This window comes from Polaromonas sp. (assembly GCF_035638815.1).
GTDB lineage: Bacteria > Pseudomonadota > Gammaproteobacteria > Burkholderiales > Burkholderiaceae_C > Polaromonas.
In genome coordinates, this window is sequence record NZ_DASQZG010000005.1 from 38283 (window position 1) to 62069 (window position 23787).

Consider the following 23787-nt stretch of genomic DNA (forward strand, 5'->3'; position numbering starts at 1 on the left):
TCAGTGAGTGAAGGGGTGGGTTCGCTGTTCCCTCCAACCTATCACGCCGTTCTCGTGGTCAAGGTCTGCACACCCGTGCTTCGCTCGTGCGTTTGCGTCCTTGCGGCCGTCTTCGAACCTTGACAACTGCGCTGCGCCGTGCCGGTGCCGGTCTCGGGCAATCCCGCCCGGATCAAGGAGTCGACCATGTCGCATGATTTTTCTTCCTTCAATTCCTTCGCACTTTTTGTCCGGGACGTTACGGGCACATATCGCGAAGCCCAAACCGATGAAGTGCTTCAAGCTGCTCAAAGTATGCTCCTAAGCCGGGTGCGCAACACCGAAGTATTTACCTCCCCGCAAGCAGTTCGGGATTTTCTGCGGGTTCGTCTGAGTGCCTTGGAGCACGAGATTTTTGCGGTGCTGCATCTGGATGCACAGAACCGAGTGCTTGAATACGTGGAGATGTTTCGAGGCACTGTGTCGCAAACTTCGGTGTATCCGCGCGAGGTGGTCAAGGAAAGTCTGGCACGCAACAGTGCGGCAGTCATCCTGGTACACAATCATCCGAGCGGAGCAGCTCAACCTTCGCGGGCCGACGAAGCGCTGACGCAAACACTCAAAGCAGCACTTTCGCTGGTGGACGTTCGGGTGCTGGATCATCTGATCGTCGCAGGAGCGGATGTCGTCTCTTTTGCTGAAATGGGACTGCTCTAGTCCCAGGGGCCACAGCCCCTTTTTTAGCCACCGAGGCCTCACTCGGCCGTGTGGATCTCTACCGATGCGTCTTTCTCCACTTTCACAGGAGTCAGCCAGGCCGCCGCAGCTTCTTCTGGTGGCATCGCGCGCAATTGCACGTCTTGCCATAGGTCCACCGCCAGCTCCTCCAATTGAGCCGGCTCGACGGTGCGCCAGTGCTGGTGGAGCCGACCGGCGCACTGGGCAATCCACTGGGTGGGCAGGAGAGTATCCATAGGTAAATCATACTGTACATCCATACAGTTCGCAAGTACCATGGCTTGCCATTTAGATACCAGAGCACGAAGCATGAGTCCCTCCCCCCACCTCCGCGCAGCCATTCAAGCTGCGCCTCCATTTCTACCGCCGCGCCCGGTGCGCACCCTGGTCTGGCCTTTCATCATCGGCCGCAAGCCAGCGGCTGTTTGTCCCATTCGTGCCCGCGCTGCAGCGGTCATCGCCACCACCGCCAGGCACTGGTTATCCTCTGTCGAGTCATGACAGTCGGCTATTCACTTGCCTTGTTTTCTCGCCCTTTCGCAGAGCGGTCCTGGACCCGCCCATCCCGCATGTGGATCGGCTTGATCCTGGCGATTGGCTCGCTGGTGGCCAGCGCAGGAACCATCACCGGAAAGGTTGTGGGCGTGACCGATGGCGACACCCTCACGGTCCTGGATGCGAACGATCAGCAGTTCAAGATCCGCTTGTCTGGCATCGATGCGCCTGAGAGAGGACAGCCTTTTGGAAACCGGGCCAAGGAATCACTAAGCGAGATGGTGTTCAACAAACAGGTGGTTATCGAATTCAGCAAGGAGGACCGGTACCGGCGCAAGGTCGGCAAGGTACAGCACGAGGGCACGGACGTGAATCTTGAACAGGTCAAGAAAGGAATGGCCTGGCACTACACCGCCTATGCGAAGGAGCAAGCGCCGGCAGATCGCGAAGCGTATGCGAGTGCCGAAGCAGAGGCCAGGGCTCAGCGCCGCGGCCTCTGGCGGGAGCCCATTCAGGCGGCGCCGTGGGAGATTCGGCGGATCAAGGCCGCAGTCCGGGAAGTGCCCGAAAGGAATTAAGCCGCGCCTACTGCGTCCCTGACGCATTTCTTGCTGAAGCTGTTCTTGGCTGCACCGGAGAGCTTCTTCTCTTTGCTGGCGATATCGCACTTGGCGGCCGCATCTTTCTCGCACTTTTTGAGGAAAGAAGTTTTGGCGGCGCCGGACAACTTTTTCTCAGTTGCATTGGCGGTGCAGGTGGCGTCTTGAGCGAAGGCCGAACCAGCGAAGCCCAGAATGGTGATCACGATAAGTTTCTTGAACATGAATGCTCCTTGTGAAACCCGAACAGCGAATCGGGTTAGCCACTGTAGCGCATGCGCTCGGAGCGCACGCATCTCTCCCAAGGGCTTTACGCCCCACCGGACCTCAGATGCTCCTCAATCTCATGCATTTGCGCATTGAGATAAACCAGGCGATGAACTTAGGAAAACGGCGGCAACGGCGCCCAGCTCAGGTCACTCGCCGAACCCACCGCAGCCAATATCGGTCCCCGAATTTGGAATCTGGCTGCACGGCGTGACGCCCTACGCCAGCGCTCGCTGCGGTGGGTTGGGAATGCCTACCGGACACCGGAGCATCGAACACCACCGATCAACGGCAATCCAGCGCGTTGATCGAGTTTTCGACAACATCACCCGGATACCCTATGAACCACCAAGGCGTCAGCGAAATATTCTTTGAAGAGTCCTACACAGTGCCAGCGGACCAGACGGCTAAGTCGCTTTTTTCGCGGCTTCCTCACGGAAGCGGATACGCAGAGCGGCTGGTCGAATGTCTTGCCACCGGGTACCTGGTAGCGGTGGTTGAATCTATTTGCATTCGTGAGATGCAGCAGCACGTCGATGCCGCCGCTGAAGTGGTGGTCGGCCGTTCGATCCGCATCGACCATCGAGGGCCGATCCCGCCGGGGTCTCCGCTTCGGCTGCGCGGATGGCTGGAACGGCTGGGAGACCGGAGCGCCACATTCCGCGTGCAAGTCCACGACGCACACGAAGTCGTCTGCGAGGCCACTGTCACGCTGGTGGCCGCACAGCGGACACTTCTGGAGTCGCGCATTGCGACAAAGGTTCAGGCACTCCAATGCCCTGGCACCTAAGAAAAGCGCGTCCCGCTGGTAGCGGAGCGCGGGGTACAACTCAACTGCTGCGCTCGAATGTCATGAGCGCCGGTCCGAGTAAATCCTGCGGGCAGGCTACCGTGACGATGGCGGCTCGGCGAGGGCCTTCCCGCTTGCACTTCCTTCCACGCCAAAGATGCCGACCGCTGGCCAGCGCCGATGCGGCGGGATCGTTCCTTCTGATCTCTTTGTCAGCCGACATGGACCTGAACTGCGACAGGGGCCTGCCGGAACGCTGTTGCAGCGGTGACGGTGCTGGGGCCATGCGTCCTTTCCCCACAGGATCACACCCACAACGGCCTTGTATTTGTCGTGAATCCTGGCTCGGGCACGGCGGTGTTGCACTTCGTTTCGCACTGCCTCGGGCTTTTTCGCCGCAACCGTCCAGCCCAACAAATTTCCCCGACCTGCGGTCTTCCTCGCGAGGCAAATTTCTCGGGCCTCCCGGTCCTTCACTGCGTTACGGCCCCTCCGCTTCGCTGTGGGATGCGGCGCGCCCGGACCCTCACCCATCGGATCACGCCAAGGCCGCGATGGGCGCGACCTGGTTAACTTCAAAAGGACTTCATCATGGCCAACATCGGCACCTTCACCGCACAGAACGACAGCTATACCGGCACGGTTCGCACCCTGACGCTCAACGTCAAGGTCAAGATCGTTCCCAACAACAAGGAGAGCGAGAACGCTCCGGACTACCGCATCGTCGCTGGCAACTTCGAAATCGGCGCGGCGTGGAAGAAAGTGAGCAAATCGGATCGCCCCTACCTGTCGGCGACCCTGGATGACCCGTCGTTCCCGGCAACCATCTATGCCCGCCTGGTCGAAGGCGAGGACGGCGCGCACAACCTGATCTGGTCGCGCAGCAAGGGTGACTGAGCGTCGCTGTCGGCGCCCCGCCACCAGCGGGGCGCTTTCACGATTCCGCGGATTGAGGTCCGCTAACTGCTTCGCTAGCGCTCGATAGTGGTCAGTTTGCGAGTTCCGCTATGCGCGAAGTCGCCTCGCGCTTGCCCAGCTTCAATGCAGCGCGCAAAGCCGGGAGCTGAGAGGCTCTGGGCGTAGCCTTCTGCTGCTCCCACTTGTAAATAGATTGGCCGGAGACGCCGACCAGCACACCCATTTCAGCCGCTGTTATGCCCAGGCGCTTGCGCTGCGCGGCAAGCCCTGTGGCGCTGAATCGATTTCGCAAGGGCGCCTGCGCCGGATCTACCTGTACCGCTGGGGCCCGGCGGATGCGGGCTGATCCCTTCGCTGCGCGCTCCAGATCCGTGATGCGACGCTTCAGGGCAGCGATTTCCATCCGATACTGGCTGACGGCTTTTTTCAGTTGGGCGGTTTCTCCGCGCAGTTCTTTACGAGCAATTCGGGTGATCTCAGCTTTCAAAACGGTCGCGACGTTCATCAAAAATCCTTTGTTGGTCCGGAATCAATTATCGACTGGGCTCTTTGGCGCCGATTCGCCTTCACGCTTTTGCGGCTGTACGCTTCTACTGGTACGCGTAATTCCTGAAATGCGCATGCGAGGCTTCAATGAAAGCCGTATTCCCAGGTTTGCGTCTATACGGATTTCAGGTTTAGCAAAGGTATGGGCTTGTGCGTCTCCGGCGATGCCGGCCGCGCTGTCGTGCTGCATCGAGCCGCCCGTGGCGTCTCGCCCCTTCGGGCTTCCATCGCTGACGCCTTCGCGCCTATCTGCGCTGCGCACTGCGTTTGCAGGAGCAGAGGCGAGGGCTAGCTTGCTGTTCACTTACCGTATCACGTCGTTCTCGTCGTTAAGGTCTGCGCGTGCCTTGCACGCTGGCGTCCTGGCGGCCGTCAGTCGAACCTTGACGGCTGCGCTGCGACGTGCTGCTTCCGGTCTCGGGCAATCCCGCCCTGATTCCTTTCAAGGAGAAGACCATGACGAAGCTCATCACCGACGAACAACGCGCGCAACTGCTGGCCAACGGCCGGCAATCCCTCAAACAGGAAAACTTCGATCCCACTCCTGTGGTCAAGCTGTTCACCCCGGACGCTGGGGCGACCTGGCTGCTGGCCGAGATCGACCCGGACGACCACGACCATGCGTTTGGGTTGTGCGACCTGGGCCTGGGTTACCCCGAGCTGGGGTGGGTCAGCCTGGCAGAGATCGTGGAGGTGCGCGGCGGGCTCGGACTTCCGGTGGAACGGGATCTGCACTTCGCACCTCAAAAGCCTCTGAGTGTGCGCGCGCGTGAGGCGCGGTTCGCTGGGCGGGTCGTGGCTTAGCAACCTCCGGTGCCGCCGAAGCGGCGTCCTCAGAAGGGGGAGGCGATCTACATATTTCGTCGGGATCGATGCCTTTCGAAACGGATGCCTACTAAATGCCCGCAGCCGCGAGAAGCTTTGAGGGCCGAACCCCTAGCGCCTCGGCGATCTTGCTCAGGTTGATGACCGCCACGTTGTGCTCACCCCTCTCGATGCCGCCCATATACGACCTATCAAGGCCCGCCAGATCAGCCAGCGCCTCCTGGGAGAGATCCTTGGCGGCGCGCGTGCGTCTGATCGCATCACCAAGTGCGGTGAGGATGGGGTCTTTTGCGAATGACGGAGACGGTTTGGCCACACCCATCACTGTCTCGGGTTGATGTAAATAACACCACGGGATAAGATACCCAATTGAATACAATGACACTCGTTGCAAGGCGACGTAGAGTCGCAACGTATGCAGAAGCCGTCACGATTCATCGACTCGAGCTAGGTAGCGCTTGATTTATCGGCTTGTCGGACTAGGATGTAACTTGCTCACAACATCACGATGACGGTTCTCGCAAACGAGCAACGAAGCCAAATGCTGGCCAACGGTGCCGCGCGGGTACGTGGGGACACTCTTGACCCCTTGCCCGTGATCAAGCTCTACACGCTGGACGCCGGGGCCGCCTGGCTGCTGACCGAACTTGACGTCGATGGAGACAGAGCGTACGGCCTGTGCGACTCTGGTACCGGCAGTCCTGAGTTGGGACATGTCAGCCTCTCGGCCCTCGCACGCGTGCGGGGTCCGCGCGGCATGCGCATCGTGGCTGATCCGCACTTTAAAGCGCGCCAGACACTCTCGGGCTATCTGGCCGACGCTCAGCGCGACGGCTCGATCAGCGACTGACGAGCGTCTTTGAAGCGTCGCTATTCGCGCGACGCTCGGTCGCCGCAAAAGCGACCCATACTTTGCACGCCTATGGCAGCGTTCCTCTTTCAAAGGAGGATTTCGTGACCGACCCCAACCTCGAAGACCTGCCCAGCACACCTTGGGGCGTGTCTGCTGCTTATCTCTATCTGCTGGATCTCGATGATTCGGCGCTCGCATGGGAATATTTGCGCCGCCACCCGGGCTATCGCTTGGATTGGAAACGCCGCAAGCGCGTGGTGTCGTTTGCCCGTTGGGGGTTGCGATATTGCGAAGATCCCGACCTAGACGGACGCCTGGCGCATCCGCTGTGGCGGTCATCTCCTGACGGGTTGCTGCAGGTGCGTGCTGCGCACGCGCGCAGTGCGGTAACCCGCCGATTCGATCTGTGGCGCATTTCCGGCCGCAAGCGCCTGGCGCTTGATGGTTCCGACTTGTCGCTGACTACCGACCTCAGTGCGCAGCGCATGCACTTGTCCCTGTCGGGCAGCTTGGCTGACGGGACCCCTTACGCGGGCGCAGTGCCGCTAACTCGGAACCTGCGTGGCAACTTGGGCACCTTTATCGCACAAGCGCAGGCGCTGGAAGGACACCCCCCGCAGGTTGACCCCGCACGGGCAGTGTCCCGCGGAGCGCTGCTTCATCTACGCGCCCTGCAAGCGCTCGATGCGGCGCAGGTGGGCGCGTCGCAACGCGACATTGCCCAGGTCTTGTTCGGTCTGGAAGCCGTAGTCCTACGCTGGCACGAAGACGGGGAACTGCGCGCGCAGGTGCGCCACCTGCTCCGACGGGCCGAGGCGCTGATGAATGGCGGCTACCTGACCCTTGCGGGTGTTTCGCATCCCGCAACGAACCACCCCGGAGACGAACCGGTGCGCTGAATCTCTCCCTGCCTTGATCGGGCCTGGTTGCCGAGACTACCCTCCATCGGGCCGCGAATGGTTTGCGGCCCATTGACAGCGATGGAGGCCGTCATGGCAGTTGGCAGTTCTTTCCCGTCCCGCGCGACAGCAGCGGCCGCGCCACAGCGCTCTGTGGCTTCGGCGGTCCCAGCCGGGCCGGCTAACCCCGAATTTCTGACCACCGACGAAGCCGGCGCGTTCCTGCGGCTGTCGCCACGTACGCTGGAGAAGCAGCGAGTGTTGGGTGGCGGCCCGCGCTTTCGAAAGTTCGGCGCGCGCGTCGTCTACGCGGCCGCCGATCTGCGTGCATGGGCCGACAGCCGCGCCTACGGCATGACCTCGGACCCCGGCTACGAACAGCGCGACTCTGTCCGCTGATTGGCTGCACGAGGGGGCAGCACCTTATGTCGAAGCGCCTGAGCGAACGCGAACAGCTTTCGCTTTTCCGCGCATTGCCGCACGGTGACATGGCGCTGCGTGATGCCCAGGATTTGATGGCCTACCCGTTCTTTTCCCTTGCGAAGTCGCCGCGCATAGTCCCGATCAGGTTCGAGGCCGGCGGCATCTGTCTCACTGTCGAGGGCGTGCCCGAGCACGGCATCGCCACAATCTGGGACGCCGACGTGCTGATCTGGGCCGCCAGCCAGATCATCCAGGCGAAGAAGGAAGGCATCGTGCCTTCGCGTCTGATGGTGGCCACGCCTTACGAGATCCTGCGCTTCGCGCAGCGGGGTACTGGCCGCAGTGACTACCTGGCGCTGCGCGCCGCGCTGGATCGGCTCCAGTCCACGACGGTCGCCACCACGCTGCGCCAGCGCGAGCGCCCGAACGGCGCCACGCGTGTGCACCGCTTCTCCTGGATCAACGAGTGGAAAGAGTACATGCGACCGGACGGGCGCTCCGATGGCATCGAGTTGATTCTTGCCGACTGGTTCTTCACCGGCGTAATGGATGAGGCCCTTGTGCTGACGCTCGATCCTACGTATTTCCGGCTTTCAGGCGGCATCGAGCGCTGGCTGTACCGGTTGGTGCGAAAACATGGCGGACGACAGCCTGCCGGCTGGCGCTTCGATATGCGCCACTTGCACCTGAAGTCAGGGAGTCTGCAGCGCCCTTCCGACTTTGCGCTCCAGGTGCGCCAGCTCGCGCGGCGCCAGGCGTTGCCCGGCTACCAGCTGTCGCTGGAGCGCAGCGGCGGCATCGAATGGTTGGCCTTCCGGGCCGGCCCAATCGAACCCGTCGAGGCTGACTTATCCACAACTTCTGTTGAAGAACCTGTGGATGGGCTGGGGATGGGCTCGGTGGATCACCCGCAGGACCCTCGGTGGATCGGCCGCAGAAGTATCGGTGGATCGTCCGCACCGATCGGCCAGAAGGCCACGCCCAGCAACGGTTTCGAGCCTCCCTAAACATCTAAAGGGATACATAAATGGAAGTCACGCGCGCGCGAGCCGAAGCTGCTCAAAAAATGGGCAGTGCCTTGCCGGAGGCAGTCCGAACAGCCGAAAACCGTTTACCAGGAAGACGGGACAGGCCCGGCAAGGTGATCGCGCTGCTCAACCAGAAGGGCGGTGCGGGCAAGACCACGCTCGCCACGCACTTGGCCGGCGAACTGGCGCTGGCGGGAAACCGCGTGACGCTGCTCGACGCCGATCCGCAAGGCTCGGCTCTCGACTGGGCACAGCGACGGCTTCAGAACGGGCAGGGTCGGCTCTACGGCGTGTTCGGGCTGGCGAGGGACTCACTGCACCAGGAAGCCCCGCAGATCGCCTTGGAGGCGGATTACGTGGTGATCGACGGTCCGCCCAGGGTCGCGGCGCTTGCCCGCTCCGCGCTGCTGGCCGCCGACCTGGTGCTGATTCCCGTGCAGCCCAGCGCCTATGACGTGTGGGCCAGCCATGAGATGGTGGCGCTCGTTGCCGAGGCCCGGGTGTTCAGACCGCAGCTTCGCGCGGCCTTCGTGATCAACCGGCGCGTGGTAGGTACCGTGATCGGCCGCGAAGCTCGCGCCGCTTTGGCGGACCAGCCATTCGCCGCGTTAGAGACCGAAGTCTCGCAGCGCATCGTGTTTGCCGACAGCGTGGCCGCAGGCCGGCTCGCATGCGAAGCGGTGCCGAAGTGCGCCGCAGCGCGGGAAATCGCGGCACTGGCGCTGGCAGTGCAGGAGATGCTGCGATGACGGCATCAGCGTCATCTGCAGCGCCGAGGCGAGCATCCATCGGCCGCAAGCCTGCCATCGACCCGGCCTCGACCTGGGTGCGACAGGCTGATGCACCTGAAGTTGCCGCAAAGGCGTCGATATACACCGCGCGCCTGACCATCGACGTGACGCCGGCGCTGCGAGGTCGCATCAAGGTAATCGCCTTCGAACGCGGCGTTACCGCCGCCGAAATGTTGCGCGAGCTGCTGAAGCGCGAATACGGCGGAGGCCAGTCATGAGACAGTTGTTCCCCACCACTGCGCAGGCTTGGCCCCAGGACTTGCCGCCGCCACGGCCTGTTTATATGCGGGTCTCGCTTGCCTTCGTCGAGCATCGGGTAAACGTCTGGTTGCGCTTTGGTCAGCCCGCGCGCGAAACAACGTTGGATCGCTGGCGGCGCGTGGCGACATTCGAACCCAATGCCGTCTGTTGCCGCGTGAAGTGGATAGGCAATGACTACGGGACGGCGCTCTGGCAGCTCATGGTGCTGCAGGCGCCCATGCCGTTCGATGGCGCGCAACGAGTCTCCGGTGTAGCGCCCGGCGCGCGCATCCTGCTGCGTGCCGATGGCGAACCACAGGTCAAAGCGGCGCTCGAAGCGATCGACGCCATCGAAGCGCTCGGAGTCGATCCGGCTGCGGTTGCCGTCACGTACTGGCGCACGGCTGGCAACCGGCTGGCTGCACACCGGCCGCTGCCGTACTACACCGCCGAGCGACATGCGGCACATCTCGCGCGTCGGTCGCTGAAATGAGCCAGCGCGCGCTTTTCGCCGGCATGGGCATTGGCTTGGCTGCACTGCTCGCGCAGATCTTCATGCCGTTGCCAGCCCATAAGCGTGCGCTCGTGGTCTACAACCCGACGGACAGCGTGCCGCGCGGCTGGTACCTGGTTGGCAGCATGAAGCGCGCAGGTGCGCTGCCCGTCAGCAGCGTCGTTCTGGCCCGCCTTCCCGTCGACGTGGAGGCCTTTGCGGGACAACGCGGCTACTTGCCGGGCGGCGTGCCGATTCTCAAACGCATTGGTGCCATCGCACCGCAGTCGGTATGTGTTCGAGAGCAGGTCGTGCTAATTGATGGGGCAGTTGCGGCGACCACACGCACACATGATGGCGCGCGCCGGCCACTGCCTGCCTGGCAGCATTGCCGACTCCTTGCCGAGGGCGAACTGTTCCTGCTCAGCGACACGAACCCGGCATCCTTCGATAGCCGCTACTTTGGCCCGATCACTGCGTCAGACGTGGTCGGCATCGCACGGCCAATGTGGACCTGGAACGCGCCATGAGCCTTGCTCTATCGCGTCATCAAGTACGCCGCCCAACTGCCGCCGGGCATGTGCCCGCGCTGCACTCGGTCGTGCGGGGAGTCCGTCGCCAGCGTGGTGCTCGCGCTGCACCGCCGCTGCCTCTCGGGCAGCGTTGCGCACCCGGTGCGCGGCTGGCGGCAGGTCGGAGCCGGGAGCGGATGCGGAAGGCGGAGACGGAGGGCCAGATAAAGGGGCCGGCACGCCGACCCTCGCCGAGCCAGTCTGCACGTGGGTGGGACGCGGCACGGCATCCGTCTGCGCCTGTGCCGTGCCGACGCGTTATGCCGCATGCCAACGACAGGGCCCGTGTGCCGCGTCCGATCCACTGCGCCACACTGCGCCAGGGTTTTCGCGATGGCATCGCGTGACGACGACCGCTTCCGCATCCGGCCGGCTGCGCCAAAATCGCGCACTGGGCCGCGCTCGCAGCGTTTTGTGTCCCAGGTCCTCAAAGAAGTCTCTAAGGCCGGCGCGAAGGCTTCGGGCACCCGCGGCGGCCAGCCGGCCAACACCTTCGGGCGCGGGCGCGTCGCCTCTGGCATGGCCGGCCAACGCCTGCAGGCCAACGCCCGCCGCGTCATCATCAAGGCTCGTTTCGTCGTACTGAAAAAGGCCGGGGCCAACTCAGTGCCCACGCACCTGCGCTACATCGAACGTGATGGTGTCACGCGCGACGGCCAGAAGGGCCAGGCTTACGGAAGTGACCGCGGCAAGGAAGTCAACACCGCCGATCTCAGGGCCTTCGAGGATCGCGGCAAGGGCGACCGCCATCAGTTCCGTTTCATCGTTTCGCCCGAGGATGCGGTGGAGATCGACGACCTGAGGGGCTACACCCGCCAGCTGATGTGGCGCATGGAAATCGATCTGGAGACACGACTGGACTGGGTGGCCGTGGACCACTGGGACACCGACAACCCGCACACGCACGTCGTACTCAACGGCCGTGCTGCCGACGGGCAGGATCTCGTTATCGCGCCGCACTATCTGGCCCATGGAATGCGCATGCGTGCCAGCGAGATCGCGACCGAATGGCTCGGCCCGCGCACCGAAACCGAAATGCGCCAAAGCCTACAACGTGAAGTCGATCAGCAGCGCCTGACCGCCTTGGACAGGGCGCTCCTCAGGCAGGCCAGTATGAATATCGTAGATTTGAGCGGCTGCCGTTCGGAACCTCAACGGCAGAACGCACTGCGGGCACGGCTCCAGAGGCTCGAAGCCATGGATCTGGCCGAGCGCTTAGGTGCTAACCGCTGGCGGCTGGCGCCCGACCTGGGCCCCACGTTGGGAGCGATGGGTGAAAGGCAAGACGCCCTGGACGCTATGCGCCGCGCTTTGAAAGGTGAGCAGCGCGAACTGGTGGTGGATGACGCGCAGGGCAGCACCGTCGTCGGCCGTATAGCTGGTAAAGGGCTTTACGACGAACTGAATGACAGAAGCTATGTGGTGGTCGATGGCATCGACGGACGCGCGCACTACCTTAGGCTGCCGTCTGGAAGCGACCTGTCCGCCTGGCCTTCTGGCGGCATCGTTGAGGCCGGGCCGGCGGTGCGGGAGCGTCCGGTGGACAGGGCGATCCTCACCGTTTCGCGTGAGGGGATATACCGCGTCTCGGACCACCTTGCGCAGTTGCCGGAGCATCCTCATGAAACGGTCGAGGTGCATGTTCGCCGGCTGGAAGCTCTTCGGCGTGGCGGCATTGTCGAGCGTGCAGCCGATGGCGTTTGGCGGGTGCCGTCAGATTTTCTGGTGCGAGCACGGCAGCATGATGCGCGAAAAGCGGTTGGGCCCAACATCGAGCTGCGCTCACACTTGTCCATTGATCAACAGATGCAGGCGATCGGGGCCACTTGGTTGGACCGCCGGCTGATGGGTGGCGGTCAAGGCCAGGCGTCACGGGGTTTTGGGAAGCAGGTGCAGGACGCGCAGCAGCGGCGCGCGGAGTACCTGACGGAACAGGGCTTGGCTGAGCACCGTGGGCAGCGCCTAGTGCTCGCTCGCAATCTGTTGGCTACTCTACGCGACAGGGAACTGGCAACGGTAGGCCGCGAACTTCAGGCCAGCACGGGCCAGATCTATCGGCCACTTCGCGATGGCGAAGCTGTGAACGGCATTTATCAGCGCTCGATCCAACTGGCCAGCGGGCGATTCGCAATGCTGGACGACGGAATGGGCTTCAGCTTGGTCCCCTGGCGCCCACTGATCGAGCAGCGACTTGGGCAGCACGTTTCGGCGCTCGTCCGGGGCTCTTCAGTTGATTGGACCTTGGGGCGCAAAATGGGTATTGGGAGATAGCTCTCCATACGAAAAGCGAGGGCTTGGCAATGCGCTTGTCTCAAAGAAATTTCAGGCACTGCTACTGGTCAATGGCACAAATGCTGGTTCACCGCAGTGAAGGTGGTTGCGACTTGCGACCGGTCGATCTGTCGGAACAGGCACCCGGCAGTTGACACTTCCCAACGGGGAAACACGGACATTTCTTGAAAATGGAGACGCGTCATTAAAAGCTTGGGCGAAAGCTCAGGATGCAAAGTCGCTAGGTTTCGTCCCGTGCAATGGCACTGTCCCGCCTGCCATTTGGACCTCCACTCTGCTCTTAGGTTTGGTTTGGAGCGTCTAACCCGCAACCAGCCGCGCATGCAGCGCTCGCACCGTCTCGCGCAGGTGCACAAGGTTCGCGCTGGCCATGCCGCAGGCGGTTTCAATCGCCTTGTTGACCTTGACAGCTTTAAGTTTCAGCTTTCGGCCCTCCGGCGTTAGGGTCAAGGCCAGGCTTCGGTCGTCGCCGGCCACGCGCAGGCGCAGCAGCAGGCCGTCGGCTTCCATGCGCTTGAGCACCGGCGTTAGCGAGCCCGATTCCTGGTACAGCGCGTCCGCCAGCGCCTTCACGGTGATGCCTTCACGCTCCCACAACACCAGCATGACCAGGTACTGTGGATAAGTCAGCCCGATCTCTTCGAGCAGCGGTTTGTAAACCTTGGTCATGGCGAGCGAGGTTGAATACAGGACGAAGCAGAGCTGTTCATCCAGGCGAAGAGGGTCTTTGATAGGCATGGTCAGCGCATTCTACGGGTAAGCCCATATACATTGCGCGCTAACGATTTGCGCACTAATAAAATTTGAGTTACTATGACAAGTCTTCGAACATAAACATTTTGACAATGTTCGAAGCAGGCGGGGCGTGACGGCCTCTTTTTTTGACACATATAGTTTGCGCAGTAATTAATTGCTCGCTATTTATATCAGGAGATGAACTTGAAACCAATCACCCAATTTGTGGCCACGGCCATGCTCGGTCTGGCCGCATCGTGCAGCCTAGCCGCTGGCAGTCCCGGTGTTGAACACAACACCCAGGCGTTCTTGCAGGCGCTCGCCTCCGGCGGAGGAAAGCCGCTGGAACAGCTATCGGTGCCCGAAGCTCGCGGCGTGCTGGTCGGCGCGCAGGCGGGCGTCAAGCTTGAGCTGCCTAAGGCTGAAGTCCAGGAGCGCACCATCACGGCCGACGGAAAAAAGATCAGCCTGACCATCGTCCGGCCAGCCGGCGCCGCCGGCAAGAAACTGCCTGCTTTCATGTTCTTCCACGGTGGCGGCTGGGTGCTGGGCGACTTCCCCACGCATGAGCGGCTGGTGCGTGACCTGGTGGCCGGTTCCGGCGCCGTAGCTGTGTTCGTCAACTACACACCGTCACCCGAAGCACGCTACCCGACCGCGATCAACGAGGCCTACGCCGCGACCAAGTGGGTCGCCGAAAACGGTGCCCAGATCAATGTTGACGGCAGCCGCCTGGCGGTGGCCGGCAACAGCGTCGGCGGCAACATGGCGGCTGTCGTGAGCCTGATGGCCAAGGAAAAGGGCGGGCCAAAGATCAAGTACCAGTTGCTGCTGTGGCCGGTGACCGACGCGAACTTCGAGAACGCCTCCTACAAGCAGTTCGGGGAAGGGCACTTCCTCACGCGCAACATGATGAAGTGGTTCTGGGACAACTACACCACTGACGCCGCCAAGCGCCGCGAGATCTATGCATCGCCGTTGCAAGCAACCACCGAGCAGTTGAAGGGCCTGCCGCCAACACTCATCCAGTCGGCCGAGTTCGATGTGCTGCGCGACGAGGGCGAGGCCTATGGCCGCAAGCTCGACGCCGCCGGTGTGCCCGTCACGGTCACGCGCTACAACGGCATGATTCACGACTTCGGCCTGCTCAACTTGCTAAGCGGCGTGCCCGGCACTCGCTCGGCCATGCTGCAAGCCTCCGAAGAGCTGAAGAAGCACCTGCGCTAATCCCCGCGGCCCGTCCATCCCACGGAGAGACAAACCTTGATGTACCTGGAGATGGGTGCGGGCCGCGCGGCCGCTGTGGCAGTTACTCAGCCTGGGCTTGTTGATCGGGCCCGTGTCCACCCTCAAACCCAGGACCAAGCTGCTGAGCTCGACCCAGCTTAACGCTATCGGGCCATCGTGGGTGTGGCCACCGCCAGGGCGGAGGATCTGGGGTTTGCCGCGCGCATGTGGGTTCAGCCGCAGATCCAACGCGCGCGGACCCTGCCCGACCTTGCAGGAGTTGCGGGCCTGTTGTGCAAGCGGCTCGCCAGCACGCCGCTCATGGCCTTACGCCTGAGCAAGTTGCGCCAATTAGCCGGCGATAGTCTTTGACACTCGAATCCGCAGGACCCATGCGGCGTGCATACAGAGGTTCTTCCTCTGCCAATTCGGGGCAAAGCGACATGGCTCACTTGGCTATTCGCCGGAGATCCCGATGAAGATCGGTCTCGTGCCACGACGTAGCCTCACGCCACTTTTCCTATCCAGAAGCAATCTGCGAATTCGAGCAAGGCTGGTGATCGCATCCTTCAAAAGGCGAAGGGCAAGTTCAAAATAATTTCCTGAAGGAGTAAAACTATGAGCAACACCGTCCCTAAGGTCACACTTACACTGTCCCACCATTGCCACTTCCAGCTCCTCCGCGCACTGTTCGACAGTCACGCGGCGAGGCGACAATGATTGAGCTGCGACACCTGCGCTACTTCGTCGCCGTTGCCGAGGAGCTCAATTTTCGCCGTGCCGCCGAGCGCGTGCATATCGACCAGACCCCGCTGTCGCGCGCCATCCGCGACCTGGAAGACCAACTTGAGGTGCAGCTGTTCGTGCGAGCGCCGCGCAAGCTGCACATGACGCCGGCCGGGGTACGGCTGCTCAAGGAGGCGCGCAAGGTCTTCATTCGGATCGACCGCACATTTCGCGCCGTGCGAGATGTCGATGCCCGCTTTCGCGCCCCGCTGCGCATCGGAATCGCCGATGGCATCGCGCAGCCCAAACTTTGCGAGTGCTTCGTCCGCTGGCGTGAAGTGGCTCCGGAGACCCCATTGGAGCTGACCGAAATGCGAGCCTCGGAACTGGCGGACGCGCTGGAGCGCGAAGAGATTGACGCGGGCTTCTCGTTCGGCCTGCCGAATGGCGATGCAATCTTGGAGGAACTCGCGTGGAGTTATCCCGTCATGGCGCTGCTCCCCGCCGGACACGAACTTGCGTCGCAAAGCCGGCTTGCGCTCACTGATGTGCTTTCTTTTCCACTGCTATCCTGTCATGCTGATCGGCAGCCCGGCTTGCTGCAGCAGATTAGCGCCATCGTGCAGCGGTACACAACGACACCGACACTAGCCGGTGAAGCCGGAACACTCTCGGGCTACATCACCCGCATCGCAGCCGGCATGGGGGTCGGGCTGGGGGACGCAGGCCATGTTGCCGCGCTGCGTCGTACCGACGTGGTAGCCGTGCCGCTACGTGAGGACGAGTGGATCGCCACCTACGTGCTGCACAAGCACCAGCGGTTCGGGATACCAGGGAATCTGCAACGTTTCGTTGCCCATAGCAAAACTTTGCGTTGATTGTTACTGCTGTCGCGCGCGCCAGGTATAGCGCAGCGGCATCGGCCGTGGACATATAGCGCGGGACTTGCAATGCTATAGCCGCGGCTGAGTCTCGGGTTGGCTTGCATTTATCCAGTCCGAGGCGGCGATTTCCGCCAGCACACTCCTCACCACGCTCCTTCGCGCCCCGATGGGTGGACGGTTTGGCGATGCGATTCCAGACTCAGGAAGCGGTGTCGTTTTGGCACGCGCGCTGGAATCAATACGCGAAGGAGTTGTCGCCTATGTCGACACGGGGTACGACCGGAATCTTGTTCGGGCAGATTGTCGTGGTGGCGGCCGTTGCCTTGGGCGGCGTTTGGACGGGCACGCAGTGGACGGCGCACGCCTTAGGCTACCAAGCGCGGCTTGGCCCTCTGTGGTTCGAAGTTTACGGCGTGCCTGTCTATGAACCTTGGAAGTTGTTCGAGTGGTGGTACTTCTTCGACGCCTACGCACCTCAGGTGTTCGAGCACGGCGGGATCATCGCCGCCTCAAGCGGGATGCTCGCCACAGCAACGTCTATCGGCATGGCAGTGTGGCGTTCACGCCTTGCGAAGCAGGTCACGACTTACGGCTCGGCGCGCTGGGCCGAACGTCAAGAGATCGTCAAGGCCGGGCTGACTCAATCTGCCGGGGTGCTCCTCGGCAAGACCGCGCACAAGGAGGTCGACTACCTGCGCCACGAAGGTCCGGAGCACGTGATGGCATTTGCGCCAACGCGATCCGGCAAGGGCGTTGGCTTGGTGGTACCGACCCTGCTTTCCTGGCCGGGTTCAGCCGTGATTCACGACATCAAGGGCGAGAACTGGAACCTAACCGCCGGATGGCGCTCGCGGTTCTCGCATTGCCTCTTGTTCAATCCGACCGATGCGAGGTCGGCCACGTACAACCCGCTGCTCGAAGTTCGGCGTGGCATGCACGAAGTGCGCGACGTGCAGAACATCGCCGACATCCTGGTCGATCCCGAAGGTGCATTGGAACGGCGCAACCACTGGGAGAAGACCAGCCATGCCCTGCTGGTCGGTGCCATCCTGCACGTTCTCTACGCCGGCGAAGACAAAACGCTGCGCGGCGTCGCCAATTTCCTGTCCGATCCGGCGTGCCCATTCGAGGTGACGCTGCACCGGATGATGACCACCGGGCATCTGGGTAGAGATGGGGAGGATGGGGTTCATCCCGTCGTCGCTTCCGCAGCGCGCGAAGTGCTCAACAAGAGCGACAACGAACGTTCGGGTGTGCTGTCCACCGCAATGAGCTTCTTGGGCCTGTACCGTGACCCCACGGTGGCAGAAGTCACGTCGCGCTGCGATTGGCGCATCGCCGATCTGATCTCAGCGTCGCACCCCGTCTCGCTCTATCTGGTCGTGCCGCCCTCCGACATCAGCCGCACCAAGCCGCTGATCCGGCTGATTCTTAATCAGATCGGCCGGCGCCTGACCGAATCCCTGGACGGCTCGGACGGCATCCCCCGCAAACACAAGCTGCTGTTGATGCTCGACGAGTTCCCAGCGCTCGGCCGGATGGACTTCTTCGAGAGCGCCCTTGCCTTCATGGCGGGCTACGGACTGCGTGCTTTCCTGATCGCACAGTCCCTCAACCAGATCGACAAGGCCTACGGCCCGAACCATTCCATCCTGGACAACTGCCACGTGCGCATCGCATTCGCAACGAACGACGAGCGCACGGCCAAGCGCATCTCCGAGGCGCTGGGGACAGCGACCGAGCTGCGCGCCCAGCGCAATTACGCCGGCCATCGGCTCGCGCCTTGGCTCGGGCATCTGATGGTTTCGCGCCAGGAAACGGCCCGGCCCCTGCTGACGCCAGGCGAGGTGATGCAACTGCCGCCCGACGATGCGGTGGTGATGGTCTCGGGCCATCCGCCCATCAAGGCGAAGAAGCTGCGCTACTACCAGGATCGGAACTTCACCCAGCGCGTCCTGCCTGCACCCGTGCTGGCTGCGGGCGTCTACGAGGACCGTCCTGCTGCACGGCCTGACGATTGGAGCGGACTGCCGACCCGGACAGCTCTGCGGGATTCGTCTGTCCCTGATGGCGGTGGCCTTATCGACGAGGGTGGCCACCAGCTCAAACCCGAGCTGGATGTCGCTGCCGATGCGCCGTCGCTTCCAGACGCCGACGGCCTGTTGGTGCTGGATGACGAAGACGATGCGCCGCTTCGGCCGCAGGATGTAGACCGGCAACTGATGCGTACCGCGCGCCTGGCCGCACTGGACCCTGATGACGGGATCGCGTTATGACCCGCGCCCGCCTGAACATTTTCATCGAGCCGGACCATGCAAAGCGGCTGGACCAAGTCGCGGCGCACAAGGGCGTGTCGAAGTCCGCCGTGATCGCCGCCGCGTTGGCGTCATTCCTCTCACCTGATGGCGCCGACCAGCGCGAGGCCGCCATTGCCAAGCGCTTGGACCGGCTGTCGCGCCAGTTCGACCGGCTGGAGCGCGACCAGAACGTGCTGATCGAAACGGTGGCGCTTTACATCCGCTACTTCCTAACGGTCTCGATCCCTGTGCCCGAAGGGCAGCAGGAGGCGGCACGCGCGCAGGGCCGGGCCCGATACGTGCAGTTCATCGAACAGCTGGCGCGCCACATTCAGCGTGGGCGCAGCCTTGTGCGCGAAGTCCATGAAGACATCGGCCCCGCTGAAGGCGCCGAACCAACGCAGCCTGGCGCTCAGGCAGGGCCTGGTGCCGACACTGAGGAGATTCAACGTGAATCTGCCTGAGCCTATCGCCAAGGACGCCTCGTTGGAACGGCGCATCCGCATGCTGCGGACGGCCATGGGGCCGGAGATCGCGGCAGCGTTGGAGGACCCGGAGGTGGTCGAAGTCCTGCTGAATCCCGATGGCTCGCTATGGGTGGATCGTCTGGGTACGGGGCGCGAGCCGACCGGGACTGCGCTGCCGCCGGCCGTGGCCGAACGGATCATCCGCCTGGTGGCCGCGCACGTGCGCACCGAGGTGCATGCGGGCGCGCCAATCCTGTCGGCCGAGCTGCCGGAAACCGGAGAACGCTTCCTGGGCGTGCTGCCGCCTGTCGTGCGCGCGCCGTCCTTTGCGATCCGCAAGCGGGCGCTGCGCATCATGACGCTGGCGCACTACGTGGCCGATGGCGTGATGACCGAGGACCAGGCAGCGTTCCTGCGCCGCGCGGTACGCGAGCGCCTGAACATCGTCATCGCGGGCGGCACCAGCACCGGCAAGACGACGCTGGCCAATGCCTTGCTCGACGAGATTGCCGAGACGCGCGACCGGGTGTTGATCCTTGAAGACACGGTGGAGTTGCAGTGCCGCAGCGACGACCACGTGGGTATGCGTACCGAACCGGGTGTGAGCAACATGGCCGATCTGGTGCGTGCCACGCTGCGGCTGCGGCCGGACCGCATTGTCGTCGGCGAGGTGCGCGGCTCCGAAGCACTCGACCTGCTCAAGGCCTGGGGTACCGGGCATCCCGGCGGCATTGCCACCGTGCATGCCGGCTCCGCACACGGCGCGCTGACGCGACTGGAGCAACTGGTGCAGGAAATCAGCGTGACGGTGCCACGCGCCCTGATCGCCGAGGCTGTCAACGTCATTGTCTTCATCGCCGGCCGCGGCCGTGCGCGCCACGTGCGCGAGATCGCCCGCGTCATCGGCCACGACAGCCACGGCTACCAGCTCAGCACCGAGCTGCTGTCTGTCTTCCCGTCCCTTCTTTCATCCATCCCTTCCACCACCGGAGAAACTTCATGACGACTTCACGCCTTTCCGTAAAACCGCTTCTGCACGTCGCCGCCGCAGCGCTGCTGCTAGCCGTGGCCCTGCCCGCGCAGGCGGCCGGCTCGAACATGCCTTGGGAAGCACCGCTGCAATCGGTGCTCGAATCCATCCAGGGGCCGGTGGCACGGATCATCGCGGTGATCGTCATCATCTCGACGGGCCTCGCTCTGGCCTTTGGCGATACCAGCGGCGGTTTCCGCAAGCTAATCCAGATCGTGTTCGGTCTGTCGATCGCCTTCGCCGCGTCCAGCTTCTTCCTGACCTTCTTCAGCTTCACGGGTGGGGCGGTGCTGGCATGAGCGCGGCGCCCGGAACCATCGCCGGCTTTGAAGTGCCGCTGCACCGTTCGCTGACCGAACCCATCCTGCTGGGCGGGGCGCCTCGCACCGTGGCGATTGCCAACGGCACGCTGGCCGCCGCCGTCGGGCTCGGGTTGCAGCTTTGGCTGCCCGGCCTGGTGCTGTGGATCGTCGGGCATTCGCTGGCCGTCTGGGGTGCGCGCCTCGACCCGCAGTTCATGCAGGTCTTCTCACGGCATATCAAGCACCGGCAGTTGCTGGACGTGTGAGGTTGCCATGTTGAACCTCTCCGAATACCGCAAGCGCCCGGCGCTGCTGGCCGACTGGCTGCCTTGGGCCGGACCTGGACAGCGCGACCCAGGGCGAACTGGTCGCTACGTCGGCTCGCCTCAACAACGCGCTGCGGCGTCTGGGCTCCGGTTGGGCGCTGTTCGTGGACGCCGAGCGGCGCGAAGCGGCCGACTACCCAGAATCGGCTTTTCCCGAACCCTTGTCTTGGCTGGTCGACGAAGAGCGTCGCGCCGCTTTTGAGGAGGACGCCAGCCACTTCGAAAGCAGCTATCACCTGACGCTGCTGTACCTGCCGCCCGAGGAGTCGACGGCACGCGCCGCCCGGCTGCTCTACGAGAACCATCATTCCCAAGGCGTTGATTGGCGCGAGCGGCTGGAAGCCTTCGTATCCGAGACAGAACGCCTCTTCGGTTTGCTCGACGGCGTGATGCCGGAGATTTCGTGGCTCGACGATGCGCAGACCCTGACCTACCTGCACGCCTGCGTCTCCACGCGCCGGCATGCGATGGCCGTACCCGAGATCCCCATGCACCTGGACGCGCTGCTGGCCGATCAGCCGCTGGTGGGCGGTCTGGCGCCGATGCTGGGGAATCAGCACCTGCGGGTGCTGTCGATCCGCGGCTTTCCGACCTCGACCTGGCCGGGCCTGCTGGACGATCTGAACCGTCTGGGCTTCGCCTACCGCTGGAGTACGCGCTTCCTGTGCCTTGAGAAGGCCGAGGCGGAGAAGGAGTTGCGCCGCCTGCGCCGCCAGTGGTTCGCCAAGCGCAAGAACATCGTCGCGCTGCTGCGCGAGACCATTTTCCAGCAGGAGAGCCCGCTGGTGGACTCGGATGCGTCGAACAAGGCATCAGACGCCGACGCAGCCCTGCAGGAGCTGGGCAGCGACCAGGTGGCTTTCGGCTACGTCACGGCGACCGTGACGGTGCTCGACGCCGACGCGGCGGCGGCCGACGAGAAGCTGCGTGCCGTGGAGCGAGCTATCCAGGGTCGCGGCTTCGTCACCATTCCCGAGACCTTGAATGCGGTTGACGCATGGCTGTCCTCAGTGCCGGGCCACGCCTATGCCAATGTCCGGCAGCCGATCGTTTCGACGCTGAATCTGGCGCACATGATGCCGGTGTCGGCAGTGTGGGCAGGGCCGGAGCGCAATGCGCATCTGGATGGCCCGCCCCTGATCGTCACTCGCACCGATGGTGCGACGCCGTTTCGGCTGGTCACGCATGTCGGCGATGTGGGACACACGCTGGTCGTGGGTCCGACCGGCATGGGCAAGTCGGTGCTACTCGCGACGCTGGCGATGCAGTTCCGCCGCTACCCGGACTCGCGCATTTTTGCTTTCGATATGGGCCGGTCGATGCGCGCCACAATTCTCGGGCTCGGCGGAGAGCACTATGACCTGGGCACCGACGGCGCCATTGCATTCCAGCCTTTAGCCCGCATCGACCAGCACGGCTACCGCGCCTGGGCGGCCGAGTGGATCGAAGGCCGGCTGCTTCAGGAAGGCGTGGCCGTAGACCCGCCTGATAAAGACGCCGTCTGGTCCGCACTCAACAGCCTGGCCAGCGCGCCGGTCGAACAGCGCACCATGACCGGGCTGTCGGTGCTACTGCAGTCCAACGCCCTGCGTCAGGCCCTGCAGCCCTACGTTCTGGGTGGCGCCTACGGCAAGCTGCTTGATGCCGACACCGATCGGCTCGGTGCTGCATCTGTGCAGGGCTTCGAGATGGAAGAGCTGATGCACAGCAAATCGGCTGTGCTGGCAGTGCTCGGCTACCTGTTTGCCCGCCTCGACGAGCGCTTCGACGGGGCGCCTACCTTGCTGATCCTGGACGAGGCCTGGCTGTTCCTGGATGACCCCGTGTTCGCCTCGCGCATCCGCCAGTGGCTCAAGACGCTGCGCAAAAAGAACGCCTCGGTGATCTTCTCCACACAGTCGCTCGCAGATATCAAGGATTCGACCATCGCGCCGGCCATCGTGGAAAGCTGCGCGAGCCGCATCTTCCTGCCAAATCCGCAAGCGACCGAGCCGCAGATTCGCGTGATCTACGAAGGCTTCGGACTCAACAGCCGGCAGATCGAGATCGTCGCGACTGCGCAACCCAAGCGGGACTACTACTACCAGTCGCGGCTGGGCAACCGCGTCTTCGACCTCGGGCTCGGGTCGGTTGCGCTGGCCTTCGCCGGCGCGTCCTCGCCCGAAGACCAACGAGCCATGGACGCCGTGTCCGCTGGCATCACCTCCTCGGACTTCGCAGCAGCCTGGTTGCGCCATCGGAGCCTCGATTGGGCCGCCGGCCTCATCTCCTCGTTTCCGCCTATTCCTTCGTCACCTCAGGAGAACTCACCATGAAGAAGCACCTTCTTGCCGCCTTTGCGGCGTCGCTCATTGCGCTTGCGCCAGCCGCTCAGGCGCAGTGGGTCGTGATCGACCCGACCAATTTGGCGCAGAACATCATGACAGCCGCCAACACCCTTGAGCAGATCAACAACCAGATCAAGCAACTTCAGAACCAGGCGCAGTCGCTGACGAACCAGGCGCGCAATCTCGCAAGCCTGGATTTCAGCGCGTTGGGTGAGCTGCGGGCCGCCTTGTCGGCGACAGCCCAGTTGATCCAGCAGGGCCAGGGTCTGGCCTTCAATGTCACTCAGATGGAATCGGATTTCCGGCGGCTTTATCCCGAGTCGTACACGGCGGCAATCTCGGGTACGCAGATGGGGGCCGATGCGCGCACGCGCTGGACCCATTCGCTCGAAGCACTGCGCACCGCGACCAAGGTGCAATCGCAGGCGGTGCAGAACTTCACGTCGGACGAGCGGACCTTGACTGACCTGGTGAACCGCAGCCAGTCGGCCACAGGCGCATTGCAGGCGATGCAGGCGACGAACCAGCTGCTAGCCCTGCAGTCGCGCCAGGCGATGCAGGCCCAGCAACTGCAAATCACGCAAGACCGTGCGGCGGCGCTGGAGCAGGCCCGGCAGGTCGCGGTGCAGGAGCGCGCGCGCGAGGTGCGTCGGCGCTTCCAGGGCGATGGCACGCCGTACACGCCTTACACGGTCAACTTCTACGGCAACTGAGGGGA

Annotated in this window: 27 protein-coding genes and 2 pseudogenes; 24 read left to right on the forward strand and 5 right to left on the reverse strand. The window is 63.2% G+C overall.

Annotated elements, in window-relative coordinates:
* Window positions 1–186: 186 nt before the first annotated feature.
* Window positions 187–696, forward strand: coding sequence for a RadC family protein (gene radC / locus VE934_RS02350; RefSeq protein ID WP_324883942.1), 510 nt, complete (start codon window positions 187–189; stop codon window positions 694–696).
* Between the two features lie 38 nt (window positions 697–734).
* Here radC and VE934_RS02355 read toward each other — a convergent pair whose 3' ends face one another.
* Window positions 735–953, reverse strand: coding sequence for a hypothetical protein (locus tag VE934_RS02355; RefSeq protein ID WP_324883944.1), 219 nt, complete (start codon window positions 951–953; stop codon window positions 735–737).
* Window positions 954–1026: 73 nt separating this feature from the next.
* Between VE934_RS02355 and VE934_RS02360 the strand changes: the two genes are divergently transcribed.
* Together VE934_RS02360 and VE934_RS02365 are read left to right on the forward strand one after the other, a co-directional pair.
* Window positions 1027–1218: a hypothetical protein gene (locus tag VE934_RS02360; RefSeq protein WP_324883946.1), complete on the forward strand. Its 192-nt coding sequence runs from the start codon at window positions 1027–1029 to the stop codon at window positions 1216–1218.
* The gene (locus VE934_RS02365) at window positions 1215–1790 is read left to right on the forward strand and encodes a thermonuclease family protein (RefSeq protein WP_324883948.1); all 576 of its coding nucleotides are present in this window, start codon (window positions 1215–1217) and stop codon (window positions 1788–1790) included. Before VE934_RS02360 ends, VE934_RS02365 begins: the two co-directional genes overlap by 4 nt.
* Here the strand turns inward: VE934_RS02365 and VE934_RS02370 are convergent.
* Window positions 1787–2035: a hypothetical protein gene (locus VE934_RS02370; protein ID WP_324883950.1), complete on the reverse strand. Its 249-nt coding sequence runs from the start codon at window positions 2033–2035 to the stop codon at window positions 1787–1789. The genes VE934_RS02365 and VE934_RS02370 overlap by 4 nt on opposite strands.
* Window positions 2036–2418: 383 nt before the next feature.
* On the opposite strand from VE934_RS02370, the gene VE934_RS02375 reads away from it, so the two are divergent.
* Both VE934_RS02375 and VE934_RS02380 read left to right on the forward strand, forming a co-directional pair.
* On the forward strand, window positions 2419–2868 hold the full coding sequence (locus tag VE934_RS02375; RefSeq protein ID WP_324883952.1) for a thioesterase family protein: 450 nt from the start codon (window positions 2419–2421) through the stop codon (window positions 2866–2868).
* A 591-nt stretch (window positions 2869–3459) separates the two neighbouring features.
* Entirely contained in the window at window positions 3460–3765 is a 306-nt protein-coding gene (locus VE934_RS02380; RefSeq protein WP_077595453.1) for a DUF736 domain-containing protein, read from the forward strand.
* Between the two features lie 91 nt (window positions 3766–3856).
* Here the strand turns inward: VE934_RS02380 and VE934_RS02385 are convergent, their stop codons facing one another.
* Window positions 3857–4291, reverse strand: a complete 435-nt coding sequence (locus VE934_RS02385; RefSeq protein ID WP_324883956.1) for a helix-turn-helix domain-containing protein — start codon at window positions 4289–4291, stop codon at window positions 3857–3859.
* Between the two features lie 497 nt (window positions 4292–4788).
* On the opposite strand from VE934_RS02385, the gene VE934_RS02390 reads away from it, so the two are divergent.
* Window positions 4789–5136: a DUF2958 domain-containing protein gene (locus VE934_RS02390; protein WP_324883958.1), complete on the forward strand. Its 348-nt coding sequence runs from the start codon at window positions 4789–4791 to the stop codon at window positions 5134–5136.
* 91 nt (window positions 5137–5227) lie between these two features.
* Here the strand turns inward: VE934_RS02390 and VE934_RS02395 are convergent, their stop codons facing one another.
* Entirely contained in the window at window positions 5228–5479 is a 252-nt protein-coding gene (locus tag VE934_RS02395) for a helix-turn-helix transcriptional regulator (protein ID WP_324883960.1), read from the reverse strand.
* Window positions 5480–5665: 186 nt separating this feature from the next.
* On the opposite strand from VE934_RS02395, the gene VE934_RS02400 reads away from it, so the two are divergent.
* The 9 genes and pseudogenes from VE934_RS02400 to VE934_RS02440 all read left to right on the forward strand — a co-directional run bounded on the left by VE934_RS02400 (window position 5666) and on the right by VE934_RS02440 (window position 12727).
* The gene (locus tag VE934_RS02400) at window positions 5666–6007 is read left to right on the forward strand and encodes a DUF2958 domain-containing protein (protein ID WP_324883962.1); all 342 of its coding nucleotides are present in this window, start codon (window positions 5666–5668) and stop codon (window positions 6005–6007) included.
* Between the two features lie 104 nt (window positions 6008–6111).
* On the forward strand, window positions 6112–6909 hold the full coding sequence (locus tag VE934_RS02405) for a DUF2285 domain-containing protein (RefSeq protein ID WP_324883964.1): 798 nt from the start codon (window positions 6112–6114) through the stop codon (window positions 6907–6909).
* Between the two features lie 93 nt (window positions 6910–7002).
* Window positions 7003–7308: a helix-turn-helix domain-containing protein gene (locus VE934_RS02410; protein ID WP_324883966.1), complete on the forward strand. Its 306-nt coding sequence runs from the start codon at window positions 7003–7005 to the stop codon at window positions 7306–7308.
* Between the two features lie 26 nt (window positions 7309–7334).
* A pseudogene (locus VE934_RS02415) lies at window positions 7335–8159 on the forward strand (replication initiator protein A); the annotation flags it as partial.
* A gap of 200 nt (window positions 8160–8359) precedes the next feature.
* Complete coding sequence (gene parA / locus VE934_RS02420; RefSeq protein WP_324883968.1) at window positions 8360–9109, forward strand: ParA family partition ATPase; 750 nt, start codon at window positions 8360–8362, stop codon at window positions 9107–9109.
* On the forward strand, window positions 9106–9369 hold the full coding sequence (locus VE934_RS02425) for a ribbon-helix-helix protein (RefSeq protein ID WP_324883970.1): 264 nt from the start codon (window positions 9106–9108) through the stop codon (window positions 9367–9369). The genes parA and VE934_RS02425 overlap by 4 nt, the downstream gene beginning before the upstream one ends.
* Entirely contained in the window at window positions 9366–9884 is a 519-nt protein-coding gene (locus tag VE934_RS02430) for a DUF2840 domain-containing protein (RefSeq protein ID WP_324883972.1), read from the forward strand. Before VE934_RS02425 ends, VE934_RS02430 begins: the two co-directional genes overlap by 4 nt.
* Window positions 9881–10414: a S26 family signal peptidase gene (locus VE934_RS02435; RefSeq protein WP_324883974.1), complete on the forward strand. Its 534-nt coding sequence runs from the start codon at window positions 9881–9883 to the stop codon at window positions 10412–10414. Before VE934_RS02430 ends, VE934_RS02435 begins: the two co-directional genes overlap by 4 nt.
* A 375-nt stretch (window positions 10415–10789) precedes the next feature.
* Window positions 10790–12727, forward strand: a complete 1938-nt coding sequence (locus tag VE934_RS02440) for a DUF3363 domain-containing protein (protein WP_324883976.1) — start codon at window positions 10790–10792, stop codon at window positions 12725–12727.
* Window positions 12728–13048: 321 nt separating this feature from the next.
* Here VE934_RS02440 and VE934_RS02445 read toward each other — a convergent pair whose 3' ends face one another.
* A complete protein-coding gene (locus tag VE934_RS02445) occupies window positions 13049–13486 on the reverse strand; it encodes a MarR family transcriptional regulator (RefSeq protein WP_324883979.1) in 438 nt (145 codons plus the stop codon).
* Window positions 13487–13720: 234 nt separating this feature from the next.
* Between VE934_RS02445 and VE934_RS02450 the strand changes: the two genes are divergently transcribed.
* The 9 genes and pseudogenes from VE934_RS02450 (at window position 13721) to trbJ (ending at window position 23782) form a co-directional block, all read left to right on the forward strand.
* Window positions 13721–14710 carry an alpha/beta hydrolase gene (locus VE934_RS02450; protein ID WP_414693802.1) on the forward strand — a complete coding sequence of 330 codons (990 nt, stop codon included), beginning with the start codon at window positions 13721–13723 and terminating at the stop codon, window positions 14708–14710.
* A 716-nt stretch (window positions 14711–15426) separates the two neighbouring features.
* A complete protein-coding gene (locus tag VE934_RS02455; protein WP_324883983.1) occupies window positions 15427–16314 on the forward strand; it encodes a LysR family transcriptional regulator in 888 nt (295 codons plus the stop codon).
* Window positions 16315–16580: 266 nt separating this feature from the next.
* On the forward strand, window positions 16581–18596 hold the full coding sequence (locus tag VE934_RS02460) for a conjugal transfer protein TraG (protein WP_324884103.1): 2016 nt from the start codon (window positions 16581–16583) through the stop codon (window positions 18594–18596).
* Window positions 18593–19081 (forward strand): CopG family transcriptional regulator, encoded by a 489-nt coding sequence (locus VE934_RS02465; protein ID WP_324883985.1) that lies wholly within the window; start codon window positions 18593–18595, stop codon window positions 19079–19081. Before VE934_RS02460 ends, VE934_RS02465 begins: the two co-directional genes overlap by 4 nt.
* Window positions 19082–19121: 40 nt before the next feature.
* Complete coding sequence (gene trbB, locus VE934_RS02470) at window positions 19122–20087, forward strand: P-type conjugative transfer ATPase TrbB (RefSeq protein ID WP_324884105.1); 966 nt, start codon at window positions 19122–19124, stop codon at window positions 20085–20087.
* A complete protein-coding gene (locus VE934_RS02475; protein ID WP_324883987.1) occupies window positions 20084–20413 on the forward strand; it encodes a TrbC/VirB2 family protein in 330 nt (109 codons plus the stop codon). The genes trbB and VE934_RS02475 overlap by 4 nt, the downstream gene beginning before the upstream one ends.
* Window positions 20410–20682 (forward strand): VirB3 family type IV secretion system protein, encoded by a 273-nt coding sequence (locus tag VE934_RS02480; protein WP_324883989.1) that lies wholly within the window; start codon window positions 20410–20412, stop codon window positions 20680–20682. The genes VE934_RS02475 and VE934_RS02480 overlap by 4 nt, the downstream gene beginning before the upstream one ends.
* Before the next feature lie 7 nt (window positions 20683–20689).
* Window positions 20690–23057: pseudogene (trbE, locus tag VE934_RS02485) on the forward strand (conjugal transfer protein TrbE).
* On the forward strand, window positions 23054–23782 hold the full coding sequence (gene trbJ / locus VE934_RS02490; RefSeq protein ID WP_324883990.1) for a P-type conjugative transfer protein TrbJ: 729 nt from the start codon (window positions 23054–23056) through the stop codon (window positions 23780–23782). Before trbE ends, trbJ begins: the two are co-directional and overlap by 4 nt.
* The last annotated feature ends 5 nt before the right edge of the window (window positions 23783–23787 follow it).